The 17,302-nt window shown below is 68.0% G+C and carries 14 protein-coding genes and 1 pseudogene; 4 read left to right on the top strand and 11 right to left on the bottom strand.

All coding sequences use genetic code 11. The annotated features are described in order from the left end of the window. Position 1: 1 nt before the first annotated feature. Positions 2 to 775: an enoyl-CoA hydratase/isomerase family protein gene (locus tag ON29_RS16345; RefSeq protein ID WP_040867327.1), complete on the bottom strand. Its 774-nt coding sequence runs from the start codon at positions 773 to 775 to the stop codon at positions 2 to 4. 162 nt (positions 776 to 937) lie between these two features. Here ON29_RS16345 and ON29_RS16350 point away from each other — a divergent pair, with 162 nt between their 5' ends. Then, positions 938 to 2,332 carry an amino acid permease gene (locus ON29_RS16350; protein ID WP_217999198.1) on the top strand — a complete coding sequence of 465 codons (1,395 nt, stop codon included), beginning with the start codon at positions 938 to 940 and terminating at the stop codon, positions 2,330 to 2,332. 16 nt (positions 2,333 to 2,348) lie between these two features. Here ON29_RS16350 and ON29_RS16355 read toward each other — a convergent pair whose 3' ends face one another. Both ON29_RS16355 and ON29_RS16360 read right to left on the bottom strand, forming a co-directional pair. Then, a complete protein-coding gene (locus tag ON29_RS16355; RefSeq protein ID WP_217999199.1) occupies positions 2,349 to 3,272 on the bottom strand; it encodes a MurR/RpiR family transcriptional regulator in 924 nt (307 codons plus the stop codon). An 89-nt stretch (positions 3,273 to 3,361) separates the two neighbouring features. After that, the gene (locus ON29_RS16360) at positions 3,362 to 3,679 is read right to left on the bottom strand and encodes a hypothetical protein (RefSeq protein ID WP_040867199.1); all 318 of its coding nucleotides are present in this window, start codon (positions 3,677 to 3,679) and stop codon (positions 3,362 to 3,364) included. Positions 3,680 to 4,307: 628 nt separating this feature from the next. Here ON29_RS16360 and ON29_RS16365 point away from each other — a divergent pair. Further along, the gene (locus tag ON29_RS16365; protein WP_040867200.1) at positions 4,308 to 4,700 is read left to right on the top strand and encodes a DoxX family protein; all 393 of its coding nucleotides are present in this window, start codon (positions 4,308 to 4,310) and stop codon (positions 4,698 to 4,700) included. A 90-nt stretch (positions 4,701 to 4,790) separates the two neighbouring features. Here ON29_RS16365 and ON29_RS16370 read toward each other — a convergent pair whose 3' ends face one another. The 3 genes from ON29_RS16370 to ON29_RS16380 are packed head-to-tail and all read right to left on the bottom strand — an operon-like array spanning position 4,791 to position 8,144. Then, complete coding sequence (locus ON29_RS16370) at positions 4,791 to 5,837, bottom strand: TIGR03842 family LLM class F420-dependent oxidoreductase (protein WP_040867202.1); 1,047 nt, start codon at positions 5,835 to 5,837, stop codon at positions 4,791 to 4,793. A 34-nt stretch (positions 5,838 to 5,871) separates the two neighbouring features. After that, on the bottom strand, positions 5,872 to 7,293 hold the full coding sequence (gene hydA / locus ON29_RS16375) for a dihydropyrimidinase (RefSeq protein WP_040867203.1): 1,422 nt from the start codon (positions 7,291 to 7,293) through the stop codon (positions 5,872 to 5,874). A 14-nt stretch (positions 7,294 to 7,307) separates the two neighbouring features. Continuing rightward, positions 7,308 to 8,144 carry a nitrilase-related carbon-nitrogen hydrolase gene (locus ON29_RS16380; RefSeq protein ID WP_040867205.1) on the bottom strand — a complete coding sequence of 279 codons (837 nt, stop codon included), beginning with the start codon at positions 8,142 to 8,144 and terminating at the stop codon, positions 7,308 to 7,310. Positions 8,145 to 8,349: 205 nt separating this feature from the next. Here ON29_RS16380 and ON29_RS16385 point away from each other — a divergent pair, with 205 nt between their 5' ends. Next, the gene (locus tag ON29_RS16385) at positions 8,350 to 9,081 is read left to right on the top strand and encodes a peptidylprolyl isomerase (RefSeq protein WP_245548981.1); all 732 of its coding nucleotides are present in this window, start codon (positions 8,350 to 8,352) and stop codon (positions 9,079 to 9,081) included. Between the two features lie 59 nt (positions 9,082 to 9,140). Here ON29_RS16385 and ON29_RS16390 read toward each other — a convergent pair. Both ON29_RS16390 and ON29_RS16395 read right to left on the bottom strand, forming a co-directional pair. Beyond that, positions 9,141 to 10,321, bottom strand: a pseudogene (locus ON29_RS16390) (cation:proton antiporter). 4 nt (positions 10,322 to 10,325) lie between these two features. Then, positions 10,326 to 10,808, bottom strand: a complete 483-nt coding sequence (locus tag ON29_RS16395; protein ID WP_040867207.1) for a cation:proton antiporter regulatory subunit — start codon at positions 10,806 to 10,808, stop codon at positions 10,326 to 10,328. 225 nt (positions 10,809 to 11,033) lie between these two features. On the opposite strand from ON29_RS16395, the gene ON29_RS16400 reads away from it, so the two are divergent. Continuing rightward, complete coding sequence (locus ON29_RS16400) at positions 11,034 to 13,118, top strand: acyltransferase family protein (protein ID WP_051175299.1); 2,085 nt, start codon at positions 11,034 to 11,036, stop codon at positions 13,116 to 13,118. Between the two features lie 7 nt (positions 13,119 to 13,125). Here ON29_RS16400 and ON29_RS16405 read toward each other — a convergent pair whose 3' ends face one another. The 3 genes from ON29_RS16405 to arc form a co-directional block, all read right to left on the bottom strand. Then, complete coding sequence (locus ON29_RS16405) at positions 13,126 to 14,649, bottom strand: ArnT family glycosyltransferase (protein WP_245548982.1); 1,524 nt, start codon at positions 14,647 to 14,649, stop codon at positions 13,126 to 13,128. Continuing rightward, positions 14,612 to 15,277, bottom strand: coding sequence for a TetR/AcrR family transcriptional regulator (locus ON29_RS16410; protein WP_040867211.1), 666 nt, complete (start codon positions 15,275 to 15,277; stop codon positions 14,612 to 14,614). The genes ON29_RS16405 and ON29_RS16410 overlap by 38 nt, the downstream gene beginning before the upstream one ends. Positions 15,278 to 15,387: 110 nt before the next feature. Continuing rightward, positions 15,388 to 17,148 carry a proteasome ATPase gene (arc, locus tag ON29_RS16415; RefSeq protein ID WP_040867337.1) on the bottom strand — a complete coding sequence of 587 codons (1,761 nt, stop codon included), beginning with the start codon at positions 17,146 to 17,148 and terminating at the stop codon, positions 15,388 to 15,390. Positions 17,149 to 17,302: the final 154 nt, after the last annotated feature.

Below are 17,302 nucleotides of genomic sequence, written 5' to 3' on the forward strand. Positions count from 1 at the left end.
GTCACTTTCCTTCGAAGACGGGGCTACGGCGTTCGGCGAAGGCCGCGACGCCTTCGGCCCAGTCCCGGGTCGCCATCAACTCGAGGATGTGGCGCGGCTCGGCCGCGAGGGCGACGTCGAGGGGATCGTCGCGGCGCAGCGCCGCCTTCATCCGTGCCAGCGGCAACGGAGCTTTGGCCGCCAGCGATTCGGCGAGCCCGCGCGCCGTGTCCAGAAGGACGTCGCCGGGAACGGACGCGTAGGCCAGGCCCCAGTCGAAAGCTCTTGTGCCGGTGCATCGTTCGCCGAGAACGAGCAGATCTGTGGCCCGGCGCAAACCGATCAGCCGGGGCAGCCGATAGGTGACTCCCCCGCCGACGAATGTCCCGATGCTCACTTCGGGAAAGCCGATCTGCGCGTCCTCGGCCATGACGAGAAAGTCCGCGCTCACGGCCAATTCGGCGCCGGCTCCGAGCGCGTAGCCCGCGACGGCGGCGATTACCGGCGTGTCCATGCGCTGGATCTGCTCGCATGCCCGCTGCGCGAGATCGAGGTAGTGGGCCTGCTCGGTGGGCGTCCGTGTGCCGGAGCGATGCGCTTTCAGGTCCGCGCCCACGCAGAACGCGCGGCCCGCCCCATGAAGTATCACGCAGCGCACTGCCGGATCGGAATCGGCGACGACCAGGTGGCCGATCAACGCCTCATAGAGTTCTTCGCTGACCGCGTTGAGCCGCTCCGGGCGATTCAGCGTCAGCGTCGCGATCGAACCGGATCTGTTCACCAGCACCGTGGACATCTCGCTCACTTCCTCCTGCTCGGGGTTCGAGGCCCACACTATGCCATGAATCTTGCATTCCCATGACTGAATGCAAATCGATTTGCATGCCAGAGTTCAGGCGGTGTTGCATGACCGACCATCAGTTACCCGGGTCACAGCCCACGATCCTTGGGAGGCATCGTGCCCACCGCAATCCCTCATGCAGGAAACCTGAAGCACACCATCAACACTCGTCAGCTCACGATGATCGGGATCGGCGGTGTCATCGGCGCAGGCTTGTTCGTCGGCAGCGGCACCGCGATCGCCGCGGCTGGGCCGGGCATCGTTCTTGCCTACCTGCTCACCGGCCTGGTCGTGATCCTGGTGATGCGCATGCTGGCGGAATTGGCGACGGCCAGTCCGGAAACCGGTTCGTTCTCGAGCTACGCCTCCCGCGAACTCGGGCCATGGGCCGGGCTGTCGGTCGGCTGGGTGTACAGCTACCACTGGTGTGTGACGGTCGCCTTCGAGGCCGTCGCCGGTGGCGCGATCGCCAACCAGCTGTTACCCGCCGTGCCCAGCTGGGCGTTCGCCCTGCTGTTCCTGAGCGCCCTGACCGGAGTCAATCTGGCCGCGGTGAGTTCGTTCGCGCGTTTCGAATTCTGGTTCGCCCTGATCAAAGTCGCCGCGATCGTCGCCTTCATCGGCATCGGCATCGCCGCGATCTGCGGCGCGTTCCCGCACTACGCCGCGCCGGGCACGACGAACTTGCTGGGAAGAGGCGGCCTGTTGCCCAACGGAGGCACTTCCCTGCTGGCCGCGTCGCTGACGGTCTTCTTCTCCTACTTCGGCACCGAATTGGTGACGATCGCCGCGGGTGAGGCCGCCGATCCGGTCGAGGCCGTGCGCGCGAGCATGCGCAGCGTCGCCGGGCGCATTCTGATCTTCTACGTGGGCTCGATACTGGTCGTGGTGACACTGCTGCCCTGGGACAGCGCCGAGATCACCGAAAGTCCGTACACCGCAGTGCTGAATCTGCTGGGCATTCCCGGCGCCCGGACCATCATGAATATCATCGTGCTCACCGCGGTGCTGTCGTGCCTGAACTCCGGGCTCTACTCCGCGTCACGGATGCTGTTCTCCCTGGCCCAACGCGGAGAGGGACCGCGACCGCTGGGCCGGATCACCCGTTCCGGCGTGCCGGCCGCTGGGGTTCTCGCCGCCGCGAGCGCCGGATTCCTGGCCGTGGCCGCGAACTACTTTCTGCCTACCGGAGCGGTCTTCAGCTTTCTGCTCAGTTCGTCCGGCGCCGTCGCGGTCACGGTCTACCTGTGCATCTGCGCCACCTACATCGCCGGTCGGCGCAATCGCGCCGCCGCGGAACCCGCCACGCCACCGGTGCGGATGTGGGGGGCGTCTTATCTGCCGTGGCTCGTCTCGGTGACGCTGCTGGGGATCGTGGTGGGGATGGTATTCGGCTCCGATACCCGGACGCCGCTGGCGCTGACCCTGGTGGTCACCGCCCTCGCCGTGGCCGCGGGGCTGGTGCGCCAGCGTCGCGCCGACCGGAGTGCTGGGATGACGCCGGTGAAATAGTCACCGACAGAGGGAATCAGATATCGTCGGCGGCGTATACGCCGAATTCGTCGAGCAGTCTCTCCTCCGCCAGCAATGTCTCGCGGACCTCGTGGCCGAGTAGATGGGCCACCGCACCGGACAGCGCTTGGACGATCGACGTGAAGGCGGTCATCGAACGCAGCACGCTCGCACTCGACGCCTCGACGTAGAAGGTCTCGTGCGCCGCCACCGCCAGCGGCGAGACCGGGGTGTCGGTCAGGGCCACGACGTGCGCGCCACGTCGGCGTGCCCACCGCGCCGCGCGGACGGTGTCCAGACTGTAGCGATGGATCGATACGGCCACGAAACAGTCCCCCGCGCGAACGCGCCGCAATTCGTCGGTCAGCGATCCACTGGCCCCCGTTATGGTCACCACGTCCTCACGTAGCAAACCGAGCAGGTAACCCAGCAGATAAGCCGGAGCATGACATTTACGCAGACCCATCACGTGCACCCGCGGCGCGCGCGCCAGCTGTGCGGCGACCGCGTCCCATGTGGCGTCCGCGATACCCGCGAAGGAGCGCGCGATATTCGCTTGGTCCAGCACCACCTGACTCTCCCGCACGCCCGCCCCCTGCGCCACCACGTGCTCGAGGTTCTCGAAACGCCGCAGCAACTGCGCCTGCTCCTGCAGCCGCTCCTGGCAGAGGCGGGCCAACCCGGGATACCCCTTGAGCCCGAGACCGTTCGCGAACCGCACCACTGTGGCCTCGTTGACCGCGACCGCGCTCGCCAGATCGGACACGGTCATGAAGGCCACCGCCTCCGGGTCCGACAGCACGCGCTCGGCCAGCTTCTTGTGCGAGGCCGACAGCGAACCCCACCTGGCGCGGATCTCGGCGACCAGATGGTCGAACGTCGCCGGACCCGTCGCCGACTCCGCGTTCGCTCCCACTGCGCCTCCCACCAGGTCGACCACCACGAATTCCTTCTCAATCTATCCGACCGGGTAGGTCGCCTCTTCGGCTCCGACGACCGAGAGTCGGCGCCCACTACTGAGACACGGGCCTAGCAGCGTTCATACCGACGCGCGTAGGGCTGCGACTCCGGTGAAACATCGCGCCAGGATGGCTGGCAACCGCCGACGAAGACCGCGAAACCGGGGCCGCTGCGCGTTTCGATCGTGTAGTCGACCACGGCACCGGGCTGGGCCGAGTAGGGAAGATGCTTTTCGGCGAGTTGTGTTGCCTGCGCTGCGGTGAGCTGCTTTCCGACAGGAGGATATATCGCGACGTCCAGGGTGCGGCCTGCTTTGCCGGGCGGGTCGTAGACGGCAATCCGGACGAAGAATGGGGTGGGTTGATCGGTCAGGAACCACTCCCACATCTCGAGTTCGCTATCGGACAGGAAGCGGGGTCGGCTGGACGGGAAGATGGGTCGGAATCGAACATCCTGTGAGCAGGACTGCCACCATCATCAATATGACGGTCGGGGTGGTTGAGCGCATAACGTTTCATTCTGGCGTCCGGGATGCCAGGCGATGCTAGCGGATTTCGGTCATGACGCTGGCCGGATCCCACAGTCGGCCCGCCGCGGCACGATCCAACCGTGCGATACAGGCCGCCGCGAGTTCGAGCTGTCCACGGTTGGTCTGCCATCACACCGGCATATCGCCTCCGATCACCACCGCGCCGGGGTCTCCAGCCATGGTGCCCCCGTGGCCGCAAAGGGATTTGGCCGGCAAACACTGCGCGATCGATCATCGTGACAGGAGCAGTGCAGATCACCGATGGGCGAGGCGCACCGCGGCCATGGAAAGGCAATCGCACTGCGCCGTGACGCACGTCACGCCCGGCGTGTGTCACACACACAGAGCAGCCGGTGTCTGGTGTCCGACCAGTTACACCAACGGGAAGCTGACAGCGATGCCCGCGCACCGCATCGTCGAGCAGCCCGTCGGCGACCTTCGGATCGTCCAGACGAATCCGAGTCGCCTGAACCCCAGGAGAAGCTCATGAATCTCGCCCTCTGGATCGTTGCCGGGCTACTTGCCGCGCTTTCCCTTTTCGGTGGCCTCACCAAGACTTTCATGCCCAAGGCCGAATTGGACGAATTGGGCGCGAAGTCCGGTGGGGGATGGACGATGCACGCAAGCGCCGGTTTCGTCAAAACTCTCGGAGTTCTCGAGATCCTGGCCGCGGCGGGCCTGATCCTGCCCGCCGCCTTGGACATCGCACCGGTGATGGTGGCGGTGACTGCCGTCTGCTGGATCCTGTTGATGGTCGGCGCGATGATCACCCACGGCCGTTACGGCCAGTACAAATACGTCGCGCTGAACCTCGTCTACCTCGCGCTGGCCGCCTTCGTGGCATGGGGCCGTTTCGGTCCCGAATCCTTCACCGGCTGATTCAGGTGAGTGGCCGGTCTCTCGTCCGCGGGGCACGCACCCGAGGCGAGTTCACCCCGATCAGCGAGTCAGAAGACGTGATCGACCACGCTAGTCGCTCCCCGCGGTGGACCGGGTAGCGGTCACGAGGGGAGCGAGACGAGGCAGCACCGATTCACCGTACGCCTGGAGGGTCGCGGTTTTCGCGTCGTGCTGGAGGTAGACGGCGAATTGGTCCACGCCCAGCTCCGCGAGGCCGCGCAACCGGGACAGCTGGTCGTCGGGCGTGCCCAGCAGGCAGAAGCGGTCCACGATGGCGTCGGGCACGAATTCGGCGTGCACGTTGTCCGCGCGTCCGTGCTGGTTGTAGTCGTAACCTCGCCTGCCTTCGACGTAGTCGGTGAGGGCGGCCGGAATATCGCCCGTCGTCCCGTATCTCTCGACGATCTCCGCCACGTGGTTGCCGACCATCCCGCCGAACCATCGGCACTGTCGGCGCGCGTGCGCCAGCGCCGCGTCCGTCCCGTCGGTGACGTAAGCGGGCGCGGCGACGCAGATCCGCACCGTCGCCGGGTCCCGGCCCGCGCGCTCGGCCGCCGCGCGCACCCGCGCGATGGTCCATGCGGTGATGTCCGGGTCGGCCAGCTGCAGGATGAAGCCGTCCGCGACCGCGCCGGTCAAGTCGAGAGCACGTGGCCCGTAGCCCGCTACCCATACCTCCAGCCGCGAGTCCGCCGCCCACGGCAGCCGGACCACCGTGTCATCGATTCGCGCGCTGCGCCCGTTGCCCAGCTCCCGGATCACCTCCACCGCTTGCCGCAGCGTTGCCAGGGTGGCGGGTTTCCCGCCTTGCGTGCGCACCGCCGAGTCACCGCGCCCGATCCCGCACAGTGTGCGGTTGCCGAACATCTCGTTGAGGGTGGCGAAGGTCGACGCGGTCACCGTCCAGTCCCGGGTGGCCGGGTTGGTCACCATCGGACCGACCATCACCTTGCGGGTGGCCGCGAGGATCTGGCTGTAGATGACATACGGCTCCTGCCAGAGCAGATGCGAGTCGAAGGTCCAGACGTGGGAGAACCCGTACGTCTCCGCGAGCCTGGCCAGTTCGATCACCCGCGAGGCCGGGGGCGTGCATTGCAGCACCAGACCGATGTCCATGCGGCACTCTCCGTTTCGAGGATCGAAAGGCGCGTCAGATCAGGTTCTGCGAGAGGTCACGCTTGACGAACCGGCCGTGTCCCGCGCGACCGAGATAGCCGCCGCCGTCCACGACCACCCGGCCCCGGGACAGCACCGTGTCGACGTGACCGTCGATCTCGAATCCCTCGTAGGCCGAGTAGTCCATGTTCATGTGGTGGGTCTTGCCGAGACCGATGCTGGTGTGGCCGTCCGGGTCGTAGATGACGATGTCGGCGTCCGCCCCCGGGCTGATCACTCCTTTGCGCGGGTACATGCCGAACATCCGGGCCGGCGCGGTGCAGCAGACCTCGACCCAGCGTTCCAGCGAGATCCGCCCGCTCCGGACGCCCTGGAACATCAGGTCCATCCGATGCTCGACGCCGCCGATGCCGTTGGGGATCTTGCTGAAGTCGCCGAGACCCAGCTTCTTCTGGTCCTTCATGCAGAACGGGCAGTGGTCGGTGCCCACGGTCGTGACGTCACCGGTCCGCAGATAGCGCCACAGCTCGTCCTGATGCCCCTCGGCCTTCGATCGCAGCGGTGTCGAGCACACCCACTTCGCGCCCTCGAAACCCGCTGCGCCCAGCTGATCTTCGAGCGAGAGGTACAGGTACTGCGGGCAGGTCTCGCCGAAGACGTTGCGTCCGGCGTCGCGGGCGGCGGCGATCTGGGCCAGCGCCTGCCGGGCCGACACATGCACCACATACAGCGGCACGCCCGTCAGCTCGGCCAGCATGATCGCGCGGTGGGTGGCCTCCTCCTCCAGCTGCCACGGTCTGGTCGTGCCGTGGAAGTACGGCGCGGTCTGCCCGCGCGCGAGCGCCTGCTCGACCAGCACATCGATGGCGATCCCGTTCTCGGCGTGCATCATCAGCAGCGCACCCAGCTCGGCCGCGGACTGCATGGCGCGCAATATCTGGCCGTCGGTGGAGTAGAAGACACCCGGGTAGGCCATGAAGAGTTTGAAGCTGGTGACCCCCTCGGCCACCAATTCGCTCATCCCCTTCAAGGACTCGTCGTCGACCTGACCGATGATCTGATGGAAGCCGTAGTCGATCGCGCACTGTCCGGCGGCCTTCGCATGCCAGGCGGCCAAGGTGTCCTGCACCCGCTCCCCCGGCTTCTGCACGACGAAGTCGACGATGGTGGTGGTGCCGCCCCACGCGGCGGCGCGGGTGCCGGTCTCGAAGGTGTCGGAGGCCTGGGTCCCGCCGAAGGGCATCTGCATGTGGGTGTGGCCGTCCACACCGCCGGGGATCACGTATCTGCCGGTCGCGTCGAGCACCCGATCGGCGGAGGCGGCGAGGTCCGCGCCCAGCGCGGCGGAGCCCGGCTGGAGGACGGCGACGATGGTCTCGCCCTCGACGAGCACGTCGAGCGGCTGCGATCCGGTGGCGGAGACGACCGTGCCGCCGTGGATGAAAGTGCGCGCCATGTCGTTCCCCGGTCTCAGGGGGCGACCAGCGGCCCGTAGGCGTCGGGGCGGCGGTCGCGGTAGAAGGCCCAGCGATCGCGCACCACCTTGATCAGGTCCATGTCCAGATCGCGGACGACCAGCTCGGGGTCGGTGTCGGAGGCGAGGTCACCGACGAACTGGCCTTCCGGGTCGACGAAGTAGCTGGTTCCGTAGAAGTCGTCGTCGCCGTACTCCTCGACGCCGACGCGGTTGATGGCGCCGATGAAATACTCGTTGGCCACCGCTGCCGCCGGTTGTTCCAGTTTCCAGAGGTAACCGGACAGACCGCGCGAGGTGGCCGACGGGTTGAACACGATCTCCGCCCCGGACAGGGCCAGCGCGCGCCAGCCCTCCGGGAAGTGCCGGTCGTAGCAGATGTACACGCCGACTCTGCCGACCGCGGTGTCGAACACCGGCCAGCCGAGGTTGCCCGGGCGGAAGTAGAACTTCTCCCAGAACCCGTGCACGTGCGGCAGGTGATGTTTGCGGTACTTACCGAGATAGCTGCCGTCGGCGTCGAGCACCGCGGCCGTGTTGTACAGCAGGCCCGGCTGTTCCTGCTCGTACACCGGCAGGATCATCACCAGGCGTAATTCCTTCGCCAGTTCGGCGAATCGCTCCGTGGTCGGCCCCGGGACGGATTCGGCGTAGTCGTAGAACCCCGTGTCCTGCTGCTGGCAGAAATAAGGCCCGTAGAACAGCTCTTGGAAGCAGATCACCGCGGCACCCTCCGCGGCGGCCCGGCGCGCGTACGCCTCGTGCGCCTTCAGCATCGACTCTTTGTCGCCGGTCCAGTTCGTTTGGACCAGCGCCGCTCGAACGATTCCCATGCTTTGTTATACGTCACCGGCAACAACTCTGTTGTCCAACAAGTTGCCGGAAACTCTTTTGTGGCCGATCTGCGGCCATCGCAGGCCCTGTCATCGGATCGCTGAGGCGGAAATCGAGCCGTACTCCCCCACCACTGCGGGGGAGATGGAATGATTCGCGCTGCATCGTCCGGTGCGCAACCCCGAGTGAAGGAGCTTTTCAGCGGTGAGCAGCGAAGTGCAAGCGCGAGAACTCGTCAACGGCCGGCGCGCGGGGCGCCGGAGCCTACCGTGGCGATCGCTGCGAATCCTCGGGGTACTCGCCGTCGGCGTGACGCTGGTGGCGTCCGCGACGGGTGTCGTCTCGGCGACCCCCGCGCCGGCTCGGGAGCAGGGCCCGGCCGGCTGCGGCGCACCGGCCGCCGGTAAGCCGAACGGCAAGCAATGGGCCGCCGAACCCGGCATGACCATCGATGCCAACGCCGGATACACGGCGACGCTGACCACCAGCTGTGGCACCGTGACCATCGCCCTGGACGCGGCACACGCGCCGCGCACGGTCAACTCGTTCGTGTTCCTGGCCGGTGAGCAGTTCTTCGACCACACGAAGTGCCACCGGATGACCACCGAAGGCATCTACGTCCTGCAGTGCGGCGACCCGACCGCCACCGGCATGGGCGGCCCCGGCTACTTCTTCCCCGACGAGAACCTGGCGGGGGCCACCTACCCGGCCGGTACGGTCGCCATGGCGAACGCCGGGCCCGGCACCAACGGCAGCCAGTTCTTCCTGGTCTACCGCGACGCGCCGCTGCCGCCGAGCTACACCCCGTTCGGACGGGTCACCGCGGGCATGGATGTTCTGTCGTCCATCGCCGCCGCGGGCGTCAAGGACGGCTCCTCCGACGGCGAGCCTGCCGTCGAGGTCGTGCTGAACTCCGTCGCCGCCGGACGGAACTGAATCCCACCGCGGTGGCGGTGCGCTCCGGCGTCGCCACCGCGGGTTCGGCCCACCGTCGGTCAGGACACGCCGGCACGCCGCCGCAGCACCAGCGCCATGACCGGCTCGACGAACCGGCTGGCGATCGGACCCAGAACCGCCATCAACAGCACGTAGGTGGTGGCCAGGGCGGCGAATTCGGCGGGGACCGCGCCCGCGGCGACGGCGAGTCCCGCGATGACGATGGAGAACTCGCCGTGGGCGACCAGTGCGGTGCCCGCGCGCGCCCGGCCGAGGCGTCCCGCCCGGCCCGCTTGGCCGCCCACCAGCCGGTGGCGATCTTGCTGGCCGTGGTGACGAGCGCCAGCAGGCAAGCCCAGCCCAGCACCGGCGGGATGCTCGCCGGGTCGGTGCTCAGGCCGAACAGCACGAAGAACAGCGCGGCGAACAGATCGCGCAGGGGTTCCAGCAGTTTGGTCGCGTTGTGCGCGGTCGAGTCCGAGATCGCGATGCCCAGCAGGAAGGCGCCCACCGCCGCGGACACCTGGACCGCGGAGGCCGCGCCCGCCACCAGAAGCGCGGATCCGAGCAGCTTCAACAGGAAGATCTCGCGGTCGGCACTGTCGACGATCGCGGAGACGTAGCGGCCGTAGCGCAGCGCGACGATCAGCACGACGGTGACCGCCGCCAAGGCGATCCCCAGCGTCTTCAGTCCGGCGACGAAGCCCACACCGGCCAATACCGCCGTCAGCACCGGCAGGTATCCGGCCATCACCAGGTCCTCGAACACCAGGATGGACAGGACCACCGGCGTTTCGCGGTTACCGAGCCTGCCCAGATCGTTGAGCACCTTCGCGACGATGCCCGAGGACGAGATGTAGGTGACGCCGGCCATGGCGATGGCGCCGGTGAACCCCCAGCCCAGCCCGAACGCGACGAGCACACCCGGCGTCGCGTTGAGTACGAGGTCCAGCACGCCCGCGGCCCACGATCGGCGCATGCCGGTGACCAGTTCCGGCGCGCTGTATTCCAGGCCGAGCAGCAACAGCAGCAGGACGACGCCGATCTCACTGGCGAGGTGAATGAAGTCGTCCACCTGCCGCAACTCGACCAGGCCGCCGGTGCCGAACACCAGCCCGCCGATCAGGTACAGCGGGATGGGCGACATGCCGATGCGCGCGGCGATCCGCCCGAGCAGGCCGAGGCCGAAAAATACCGCGCCCAGCTGGATCAGCGCGAGCGCGGTCTCGTGTGCCACCATGCGCTCAGCCGTCTAACAGGATCTTGGCGGCGGCCTCCAGGCCCTCCGCGGTGCCGACGACGACCAGCACGTCCCCCGCCGTGAAGGTGAAGTCCGGCCCCGGGGAGGGAATGGGCTGCCCGCTGCGCACCACCGCGACGATGGACGCCTTGGTCCGGGTACGTATCTGGGTCTCGCCCAGCATGCGACCGTCGAAGCGGGACCGGTCCGGGATGGACAGCTGGCGGGTGGTCAGCCCGGTGAACTCACGGTGTTCCTCGCGCAGCTGCTCGACCAGTTGCGGCGCACCGAGCAGGCTGGCCAGCACCGCCGCCTCCTTCGCCGTCAGCGGTACCTGTTCGGTCTCATCGGGGTCGTCCGGCTTGCTCACGATGAGGTCCATCGTGCCGTCGCGATGGTCGATCACTCCTATCCGGCGTCGTGTATTGGTCAGCGGGAAATCCTTACGCACACCGATACCCGGCAGGGGTGTCACCTCAACGTTCACGACTCCACCCTAACGACCAGCCGAGGACGACCGATCCGCGGGTGACCGAATTGTCCGGATTCAGCGACTGTTTCCGCACCATGGACCGGCCCCGCGAGTTGGACCGGGGTTCACCGGCCGTGGTAAGAGAGATGACGTGTCCCGTACATCGTCCCGTTGCCGAGCCGTCGCATTCCGTTGCCGCGGCGACCGCGCCGTGCGAGTCCGGTGACGGTCGCCCGAGCGGTGAACCGGCTCCTCCGGCCGGGTGCGGTCGCCCCGGCGGGGCCGCAGCGGGGCGCCGGCGGATACCGGCACGATCTGGACGGGTTGCGCGGCGTGGCGATAGCGCTGGTCGTGGCGTTCCACATCTGGTTCGGGCGGGTCTCGGGCGGCGTGGACGTGTTCCTGGTGCTGTCCGGCTTCTTCTTCACCGGCTCGCTGTTGCGCGGGGCGGAATCCACCGGCACCGTCCGCATCCTCCACACCGCGGGCAGACTCGCCCGTAGATTGCTGCCCGCGCTGGTGACGCTGCTGGCAGCAGTGGTCGCGGCGACCGTGCTGCTGCGTCCGTTCACCCAGTGGGGCGAGATGGCGGCCCAGACGCTGGCGTCGCTGCTGTACTACCAGAACTGGTATCTGGCGCTGTCCTGGTCGGACTATCTGGCCGCCGATCCGTCGGTGAGCCCGCTCCAGCACCTGTGGTCGATGGCCGTGCAGATGCAGTTCTACTTGCTCGCGATGCTCGTCGTGGCGTCGGCGGCGGCCCTGTGCCTGCGTTTCGGCCGCCCCGGGGCATTGCGCCCCGTCTTGGCCGTCCTGCTCGCCGCGGGCACGGTGGCCTCGTTCGTCTACGCCGCGCACGGCACCGCGGTGCACCAGGGCTGGAACTATTACGACAGCTTCGCCCGCGCCTGGGAGTTGTCGGCCGGCGGCCTGCTCGCGATCGTGGCGCCCTGGCTGAAACCGCCGCGCCCGGTGCGGGTCGCGGCGGCCGTCCTCGGTGCGGTCATGGTGCTGGTCTGCGGATGGCTGATCGACGGTGCCGACCGGTTTCCCGGTCCGGCCGCGCTGGTGCCGGTCGGCGCCACGCTGGCGCTGATCCTCGCGGGCGGCGGCCTGACCGCCGCCGAGCAACCGCTGCCCAACCGGCTGCTCGGCGCGGCGGCCGCGGTCCGCCTCGGCGAACTGTCCTACGCGCTGTACCTGTGGCATTGGCCGGTCCTGATCTTCGTGCTGGCCCGGACCGGAGCCGCGACCGCCGGACTCGGCGTCGGACTGGGGGTCGTCGGCGCGTCGTTGGCGCTCGCCTACCTGACGAACCGGTTCGTCGAGGAGCCGTTGCGGATGCGGTCCGGCCGCTCGGCGCGCGAGACACCCGTCCACCCCCGCCACACCGGCCGACTGGTCGCGGCGCTGGGGATCGCGGTGCTCGCGGTGTCGGTCGGCGAGCAGGTGGCGACCAGAGCCAATCCGCCGCGGGCGGTGACGGCGCTGGAACCGGTGCACTATCCCGGCGCGGAGGCGCTGGTCGACGGCGCGAGCACGCCCGAGGCTCCGATGCGCCCGACCATGTACGAAGCGCCGGCGGACGCCGCCTACCCGTCTCGCGACGGCTGCATCGCGGACTGGGACACCCGCGACGTCGTCACCTGCACCTACGGGGATGCCCAGGCGGAGCGGACCCTCGCGGTGGTGGGCAGCTCGCACGCCGAGCACTGGGTGCCTGCCCTCGACCTGCTCGCTCGCGAGCACGCCTTCCGGGTCGAGGTGTATCTGAAGATGGGCTGCCCACTGACGGTGGCGGCGGAACCGATGTACAAGGGCGAAGCGAATCCGGATTGCCGCGACTGGTCGGTGGAGGTGATCGACCGGTTGGCCGTCGAACGCCCGGAGTGGGTCTTCACGACGGCGACCCGGCCGCGAGACGGCGACGGCGACGAGACCCCGGGCGACTACCTGGACGTCTGGGCCCGGCTGGCCGACCGTGGACTCAACGTACTCGCCATCCGCGACACACCATGGCTGCGCCGCGACGGGGTGCGGTATCGGGCCATCGACTGCCTCGCCCAGCAGGGCGACCGGATCAGCTGCGGCATGCCGCGCGCGGCCGCGCTGAATGCGGTCAACCCGGCGCTGGAGTTCGCCGCCTCGTTCCCCAACGTGTTCCCGGTGGATCTGTCCGACGCGCTGTGTGAACGCGACGTCTGCGCGGTCGCCGAGGGCAACATCCTCATCTATCACGACGAGCACCACCTCACCGCCAGCTATTCGCGCTCGCTCGCACCGGAACTCGGCAGGCGCTTGTCGCCGATCCTCGGCTGGTGGTGAAGCGGACTCAGTTCAGCCGCAACATATCCGACCAGGCCCGCGACCAGGGCTCATGCGGTCGCGCGCAGCGCCAGAGGGTGACCGCGCGAGTGACGCCGGGAAATCCGAGCCGGGCGTCGACGTGCCCGATCGCGCTCACCTCCCCGCAGCGTGCCAGCACATCGGCCTCGGTGCCGCCCACCCACAGCACCGTGGTCGCCGTGTCCGGCGGGGCGCCGAAGTATCCGAAACCGCGGTTCGGGCTGTACACGGCGGGCAAGCCGTATGCCCCGCGATCGACATCCAGAGCGCTTGCCTGCCAATAGGAGTCGGCGATCACCACCGCCACCGCCCGCTCCTGTTCCGGCAGCGCCCGGTACGCGGATGCCACACCCGTCGCGAGCTCCGACCACCCGAATCGCCCGTACACCGCGATTTCCAGGCCTGCCTCGGCTTGGTCGGCGACCGGTTCGATGTCCGCTTCCGGACGCAGCGGCAGCGAGAACACCAGCAGTGCGGCGGAGATCGCCAGCACCGGGACGGTGAGCAGCACCCGCGAGCGCCGCATATTCTCCGTCCAGCGCACCGCGCCCGCCGCGATCAGCACCCCATAGCAGCCCGCCGCGTAGTACGGACGTCCGTCGGTCGCGATGAAGACGACCACCAGCACCAGCGGCAACAGCCCGAGAAATCGGTAGGGCCGCCAGTTCTCCGCCCGAAACAGCGTCCACACGCCGTAGATCAGCAGTATGCCGCCGAGCAAGCCGGCCGAGGCGAGCGCCAACGGCAGCCAGACAGCCCGGCCGCCGATCGTGGCCTGCTCCGCGGCGACCACACCACCCAGACGCAGCTGCGGCCAGCCGTGCGCCGCCTGCCACGCCAGGCTGGGCGCGGAGCTCAGCGCGACGACCGCGCCGCCGCACCACAGCGCCGGGCGGCGCAGCAGCTCACGCGGCCCGTAGACCGCCACCCCGACCGCGAGCGCGATCCAGAAGAACGGGATCAACCACTTGACCTGCATATCCAGCGCGGTGACCAGCCCCGCGGCGAACAGCAGGCCGTCGCGGCGGGTGCGGACCCAGCGGACCACCAGCCAGCTCACCACCACCCACAGCGCCGTGTCGATGGTGTTGGTGGCCAGCAGACTGCCCTGCACCAGCAGGAATGGCGAGGTGGCGTAGGCGGCCGCGGTCACCACCTGCGCCGCGCGGCCGCCGCCGAACTCCCGGGCGATCTGCGCGGTCACCAGCACGGCCGCCACGGTGAACAGCACGGCCGGAAGACGCAGCGCCACCAGCGAACCCGGGGCGAGCAGGTCCATCGTCGCGGCGATCGCGGGCAGCAGCGGCCCCTGGTCGGCGTAGCCTGCCGCGAGCCTGCGCCCGGCCGCTACGAAATACAGTTCGTCGCCGAAGAATCCGTACCGCCCGATGGAGACCAGCAGCGCCAGCGCGCCGAGCGCCGCCACCGCTCCCACACCGCCGAGGGCGAACGGTGGTAGCGGTTCGCCGGAATCAGTCGGCCGCCGTGGAACATCCAGCACCTCGGTCACCTTCGCCCGCCTTCCGCGTCGCCGTGTCGAACAGCCCGCACAGATGCGCCGAGTAGGCATCCATCGCGAAATCCGGCTCCCGCACGGCGCGCCCGGCCGCGCCGTCGATGGCGTCGCGGATCGACCTGGCCATCAGCAGCGGATCGAACTCGCCGAACTCCCCGGTGCGTTGTCCTTCGGTCATGATGTCGACCAGGGGGGCGATGATGTCACGCTCCCCGTCGGCGGAGGCGAATTTCGGTTTACCCTCCGCGTCTCGCAGATTCGTCACGACATCCACCAGCGCGGCCACGTAGGTGGTGTTCGCCGCGATGAAGCCGAGGTTCGATTCGAGGTAGGCCAGCAGGCTTGCGCGCGCCCCGGCCGCCGCGCCCACCCGCGGGGCGATGTACTCCGCGGCCGAGACGTACAGCTGGATGACCAGCTGCGTCATCAGGTCGTCCTTGCCCTCGAAGTGGTAGGAGATGACGCCCTTGGAGATTCCCGCATGCTCGGCGATGCGCGCCAGCGAGGCGTTGGCGTACCCGACCTCGGAGATCACCTCCACCGCCGCGGCGATGATCTGCCGCCGCCGGGCCTCCTCGATGAACGACCGGCCTTGTCCGCCCGTTCCATTTTCTGGCCGCATGGCCAAATTTTAGCACGAGCGGCCAGCGGGGGTGCCGCACTGCCGCACCCTCGAACAGCCGAAGGGCCGCGCCTCCGAGGAGACGCGGCCCTTCGTGGTCCGGCGAGCCGTTACAGGTACTGACCGGTGTTCGACTCGGTGTCGATGGCGCGGCTGGCGCTGGCGTTCTTGCCGGTGACCAGCGTGCGGATGTAGACGATCCGCTCACCCTTCTTGCCCGAGATGCGGGCCCAGTCATCCGGATTCGTGGTGTTGGGCAGGTCCTCGTTCTCGGAGAACTCGTCCACGATCGAATCGTAGAGATGCTGGATGCGCAGGCCGGGGTTGCCGGTGTCGAGCACCGCCTTGATGGCGTACTTCTTGGAGCGGTCCACGATGTTCTGGATCATGGCGCCGGAGTTGAAGTCCTTGAAGTACAGGACCTCTTTGTCACCGTTGGCGTAGGTGACCTCCAGGAAGCGGTTGTCCTCGCTTTCGGCGTACATCCGGTCGACGACCCGTTCGATCATCGCGCGGATGCACAGGTTCTTGTCGCCGCCGAACTCGGCCAGGTCGTCGTCGTGCAGCGGCAGGTGCTCGGTGAGGTACTTCGAGAAGATGTCCTGCGCCGACTCCGCGTCGGGACGCTCGATCTTGATCTTCACGTCCAAGCGGCCAGGCCGCAGGATCGCCGGATCGATCATGTCCTCACGGTTGGAGGCGCCGATCACGATGACGTTCTCCAAGCCCTCGACACCATCGATCTCCGACAGCAGCTGGGGAACCACCGTGGTCTCGACGTCCGAGGAGACGCCCGAGCCGCGGGTGCGGAAGATCGAGTCCATCTCATCGAAGAACACGATCACCGGCGTGCCCTCGGACGCCTTCTCGCGAGCCCGCTGGAAGATGATCCGGATGTGGCGCTCGGTCTCGCCCACGAACTTGTTCAGCAGCTCGGGGCCCTTGATGTTCAGGAAGTAGGACTTGGCTTCCTTGGCATCCTCACCGCGCGCCTCGGCGATCTTCTTGGCCAGCGAGTTGGCCACCGCCTTGGCGATGAGCGTCTTGCCGCAACCGGGGGGACCGTAGAGCAGCACGCCCTTCGGCGGACGCAGCGCGTACTCGCGGAAGAGGTCCTTGTGCAGGAACGGCAGCTCCACCGCGTCGCGGATCTGCTCGATCTGCCTGCCGAGACCACCGATGTCGCCGTAGTCGACGTCGGGCACCTCTTCCAGCACGAGGTCCTCGACCTCGGCCTTGGGGATGCGCTCGAAGGCGAATCCGGCTTTCGTGTCCACCAGGAGCGAGTCGCCCGGCCGCAGCTTGCGAATGGGGGAATCGGGGTCGTCCAGGTCGTCCACCTCGGCGACCTTCGCCAGCGGGCCGGCCAGCCACACCACGCGCTCCTCGTCGGCATGGCCGACGACCAAGGCGCGACGTCCGTCGTCGAGGATCTCCCGGAGGGTGCCGATCTCGCCGACCGCGTCGTAGTGCCCGGCCTCGACGACCGTGAGCGCCTCGTTGAGACGGACGGTCTGACCGTATTCGAGCGTCGAGGTCTCGATGTTCGGTGAACACGTCAACCGCATCTTGCGACCCGAAGTGAACACGTCGACCGTCTGATCGTCGTACACACCGATCAGAATGCCGTATCCGCTCGGCGGCTGACCCAGCCGATCGACCTCCTCGCGCAGCGCCACCAACTGCTGGCGCGCTTCCTTGAGGGTGTCCATCAGCTTCGTGTTGCGAATGGTCAGCGAATCGATGCGGGCTTCCAATTCCCGTGTGCGATCCGGCGAGTCGGCGAGTTGCCTTCGGAGTGCAGCCGCTTCGGCGCGTACCGCCTCGAGCTCTCTCCAGGCCGCCGAATCCGAATTCTCGATGGGGCTCATGTGCTGCTCCTCCCAGTCCCGGTCTATCAACGCTACCGGGCGCGACCCGTTCTCGCTTTCCGACATGGTTTCGTGGTGATCACATCTGGGCCGCGATCGGCGGCCGGACCACCATGTTAGCCTGCCCTAACCCGACCCTGGCGAGCCCGCTCGC

The organism is Nocardia exalbida NBRC 100660 (assembly GCF_000308575.1).
Taxonomy (GTDB): domain Bacteria; phylum Actinomycetota; class Actinomycetes; order Mycobacteriales; family Mycobacteriaceae; genus Nocardia; species Nocardia exalbida.

Excerpts from the sequence above, each read along its gene's own strand:
- ON29_RS16345 (WP_040867327.1), bottom strand. The coding sequence starts at position 775 with ATGTCCACGGTGCTGGTGAACAGATCCGGTTCGATCGCGACGCTGACG.
- arc (WP_040867337.1), bottom strand. The coding sequence starts at position 17,148 with ATGAGCCCCATCGAGAATTCGGATTCGGCGGCCTGGAGAGAGCTCGAG.
- ON29_RS16360 (WP_040867199.1), bottom strand. The coding sequence starts at position 3,679 with ATGTGGGAGTGGTTCCTGACCGATCAACCCACCCCATTCTTCGTCCGG.
- ON29_RS16410 (WP_040867211.1), bottom strand. The coding sequence starts at position 15,277 with ATGCGGCCAGAAAATGGAACGGGCGGACAAGGCCGGTCGTTCATCGAG.
- hydA (WP_040867203.1), bottom strand. The coding sequence starts at position 7,293 with ATGGCGCGCACTTTCATCCACGGCGGCACGGTCGTCTCCGCCACCGGA.
- ON29_RS16380 (WP_040867205.1), bottom strand. The coding sequence starts at position 8,144 with ATGGGAATCGTTCGAGCGGCGCTGGTCCAAACGAACTGGACCGGCGAC.
- ON29_RS16365 (WP_040867200.1), top strand. The coding sequence starts at position 4,308 with ATGAATCTCGCCCTCTGGATCGTTGCCGGGCTACTTGCCGCGCTTTCC.
- ON29_RS16370 (WP_040867202.1), bottom strand. The coding sequence starts at position 5,837 with ATGGACATCGGTCTGGTGCTGCAATGCACGCCCCCGGCCTCGCGGGTG.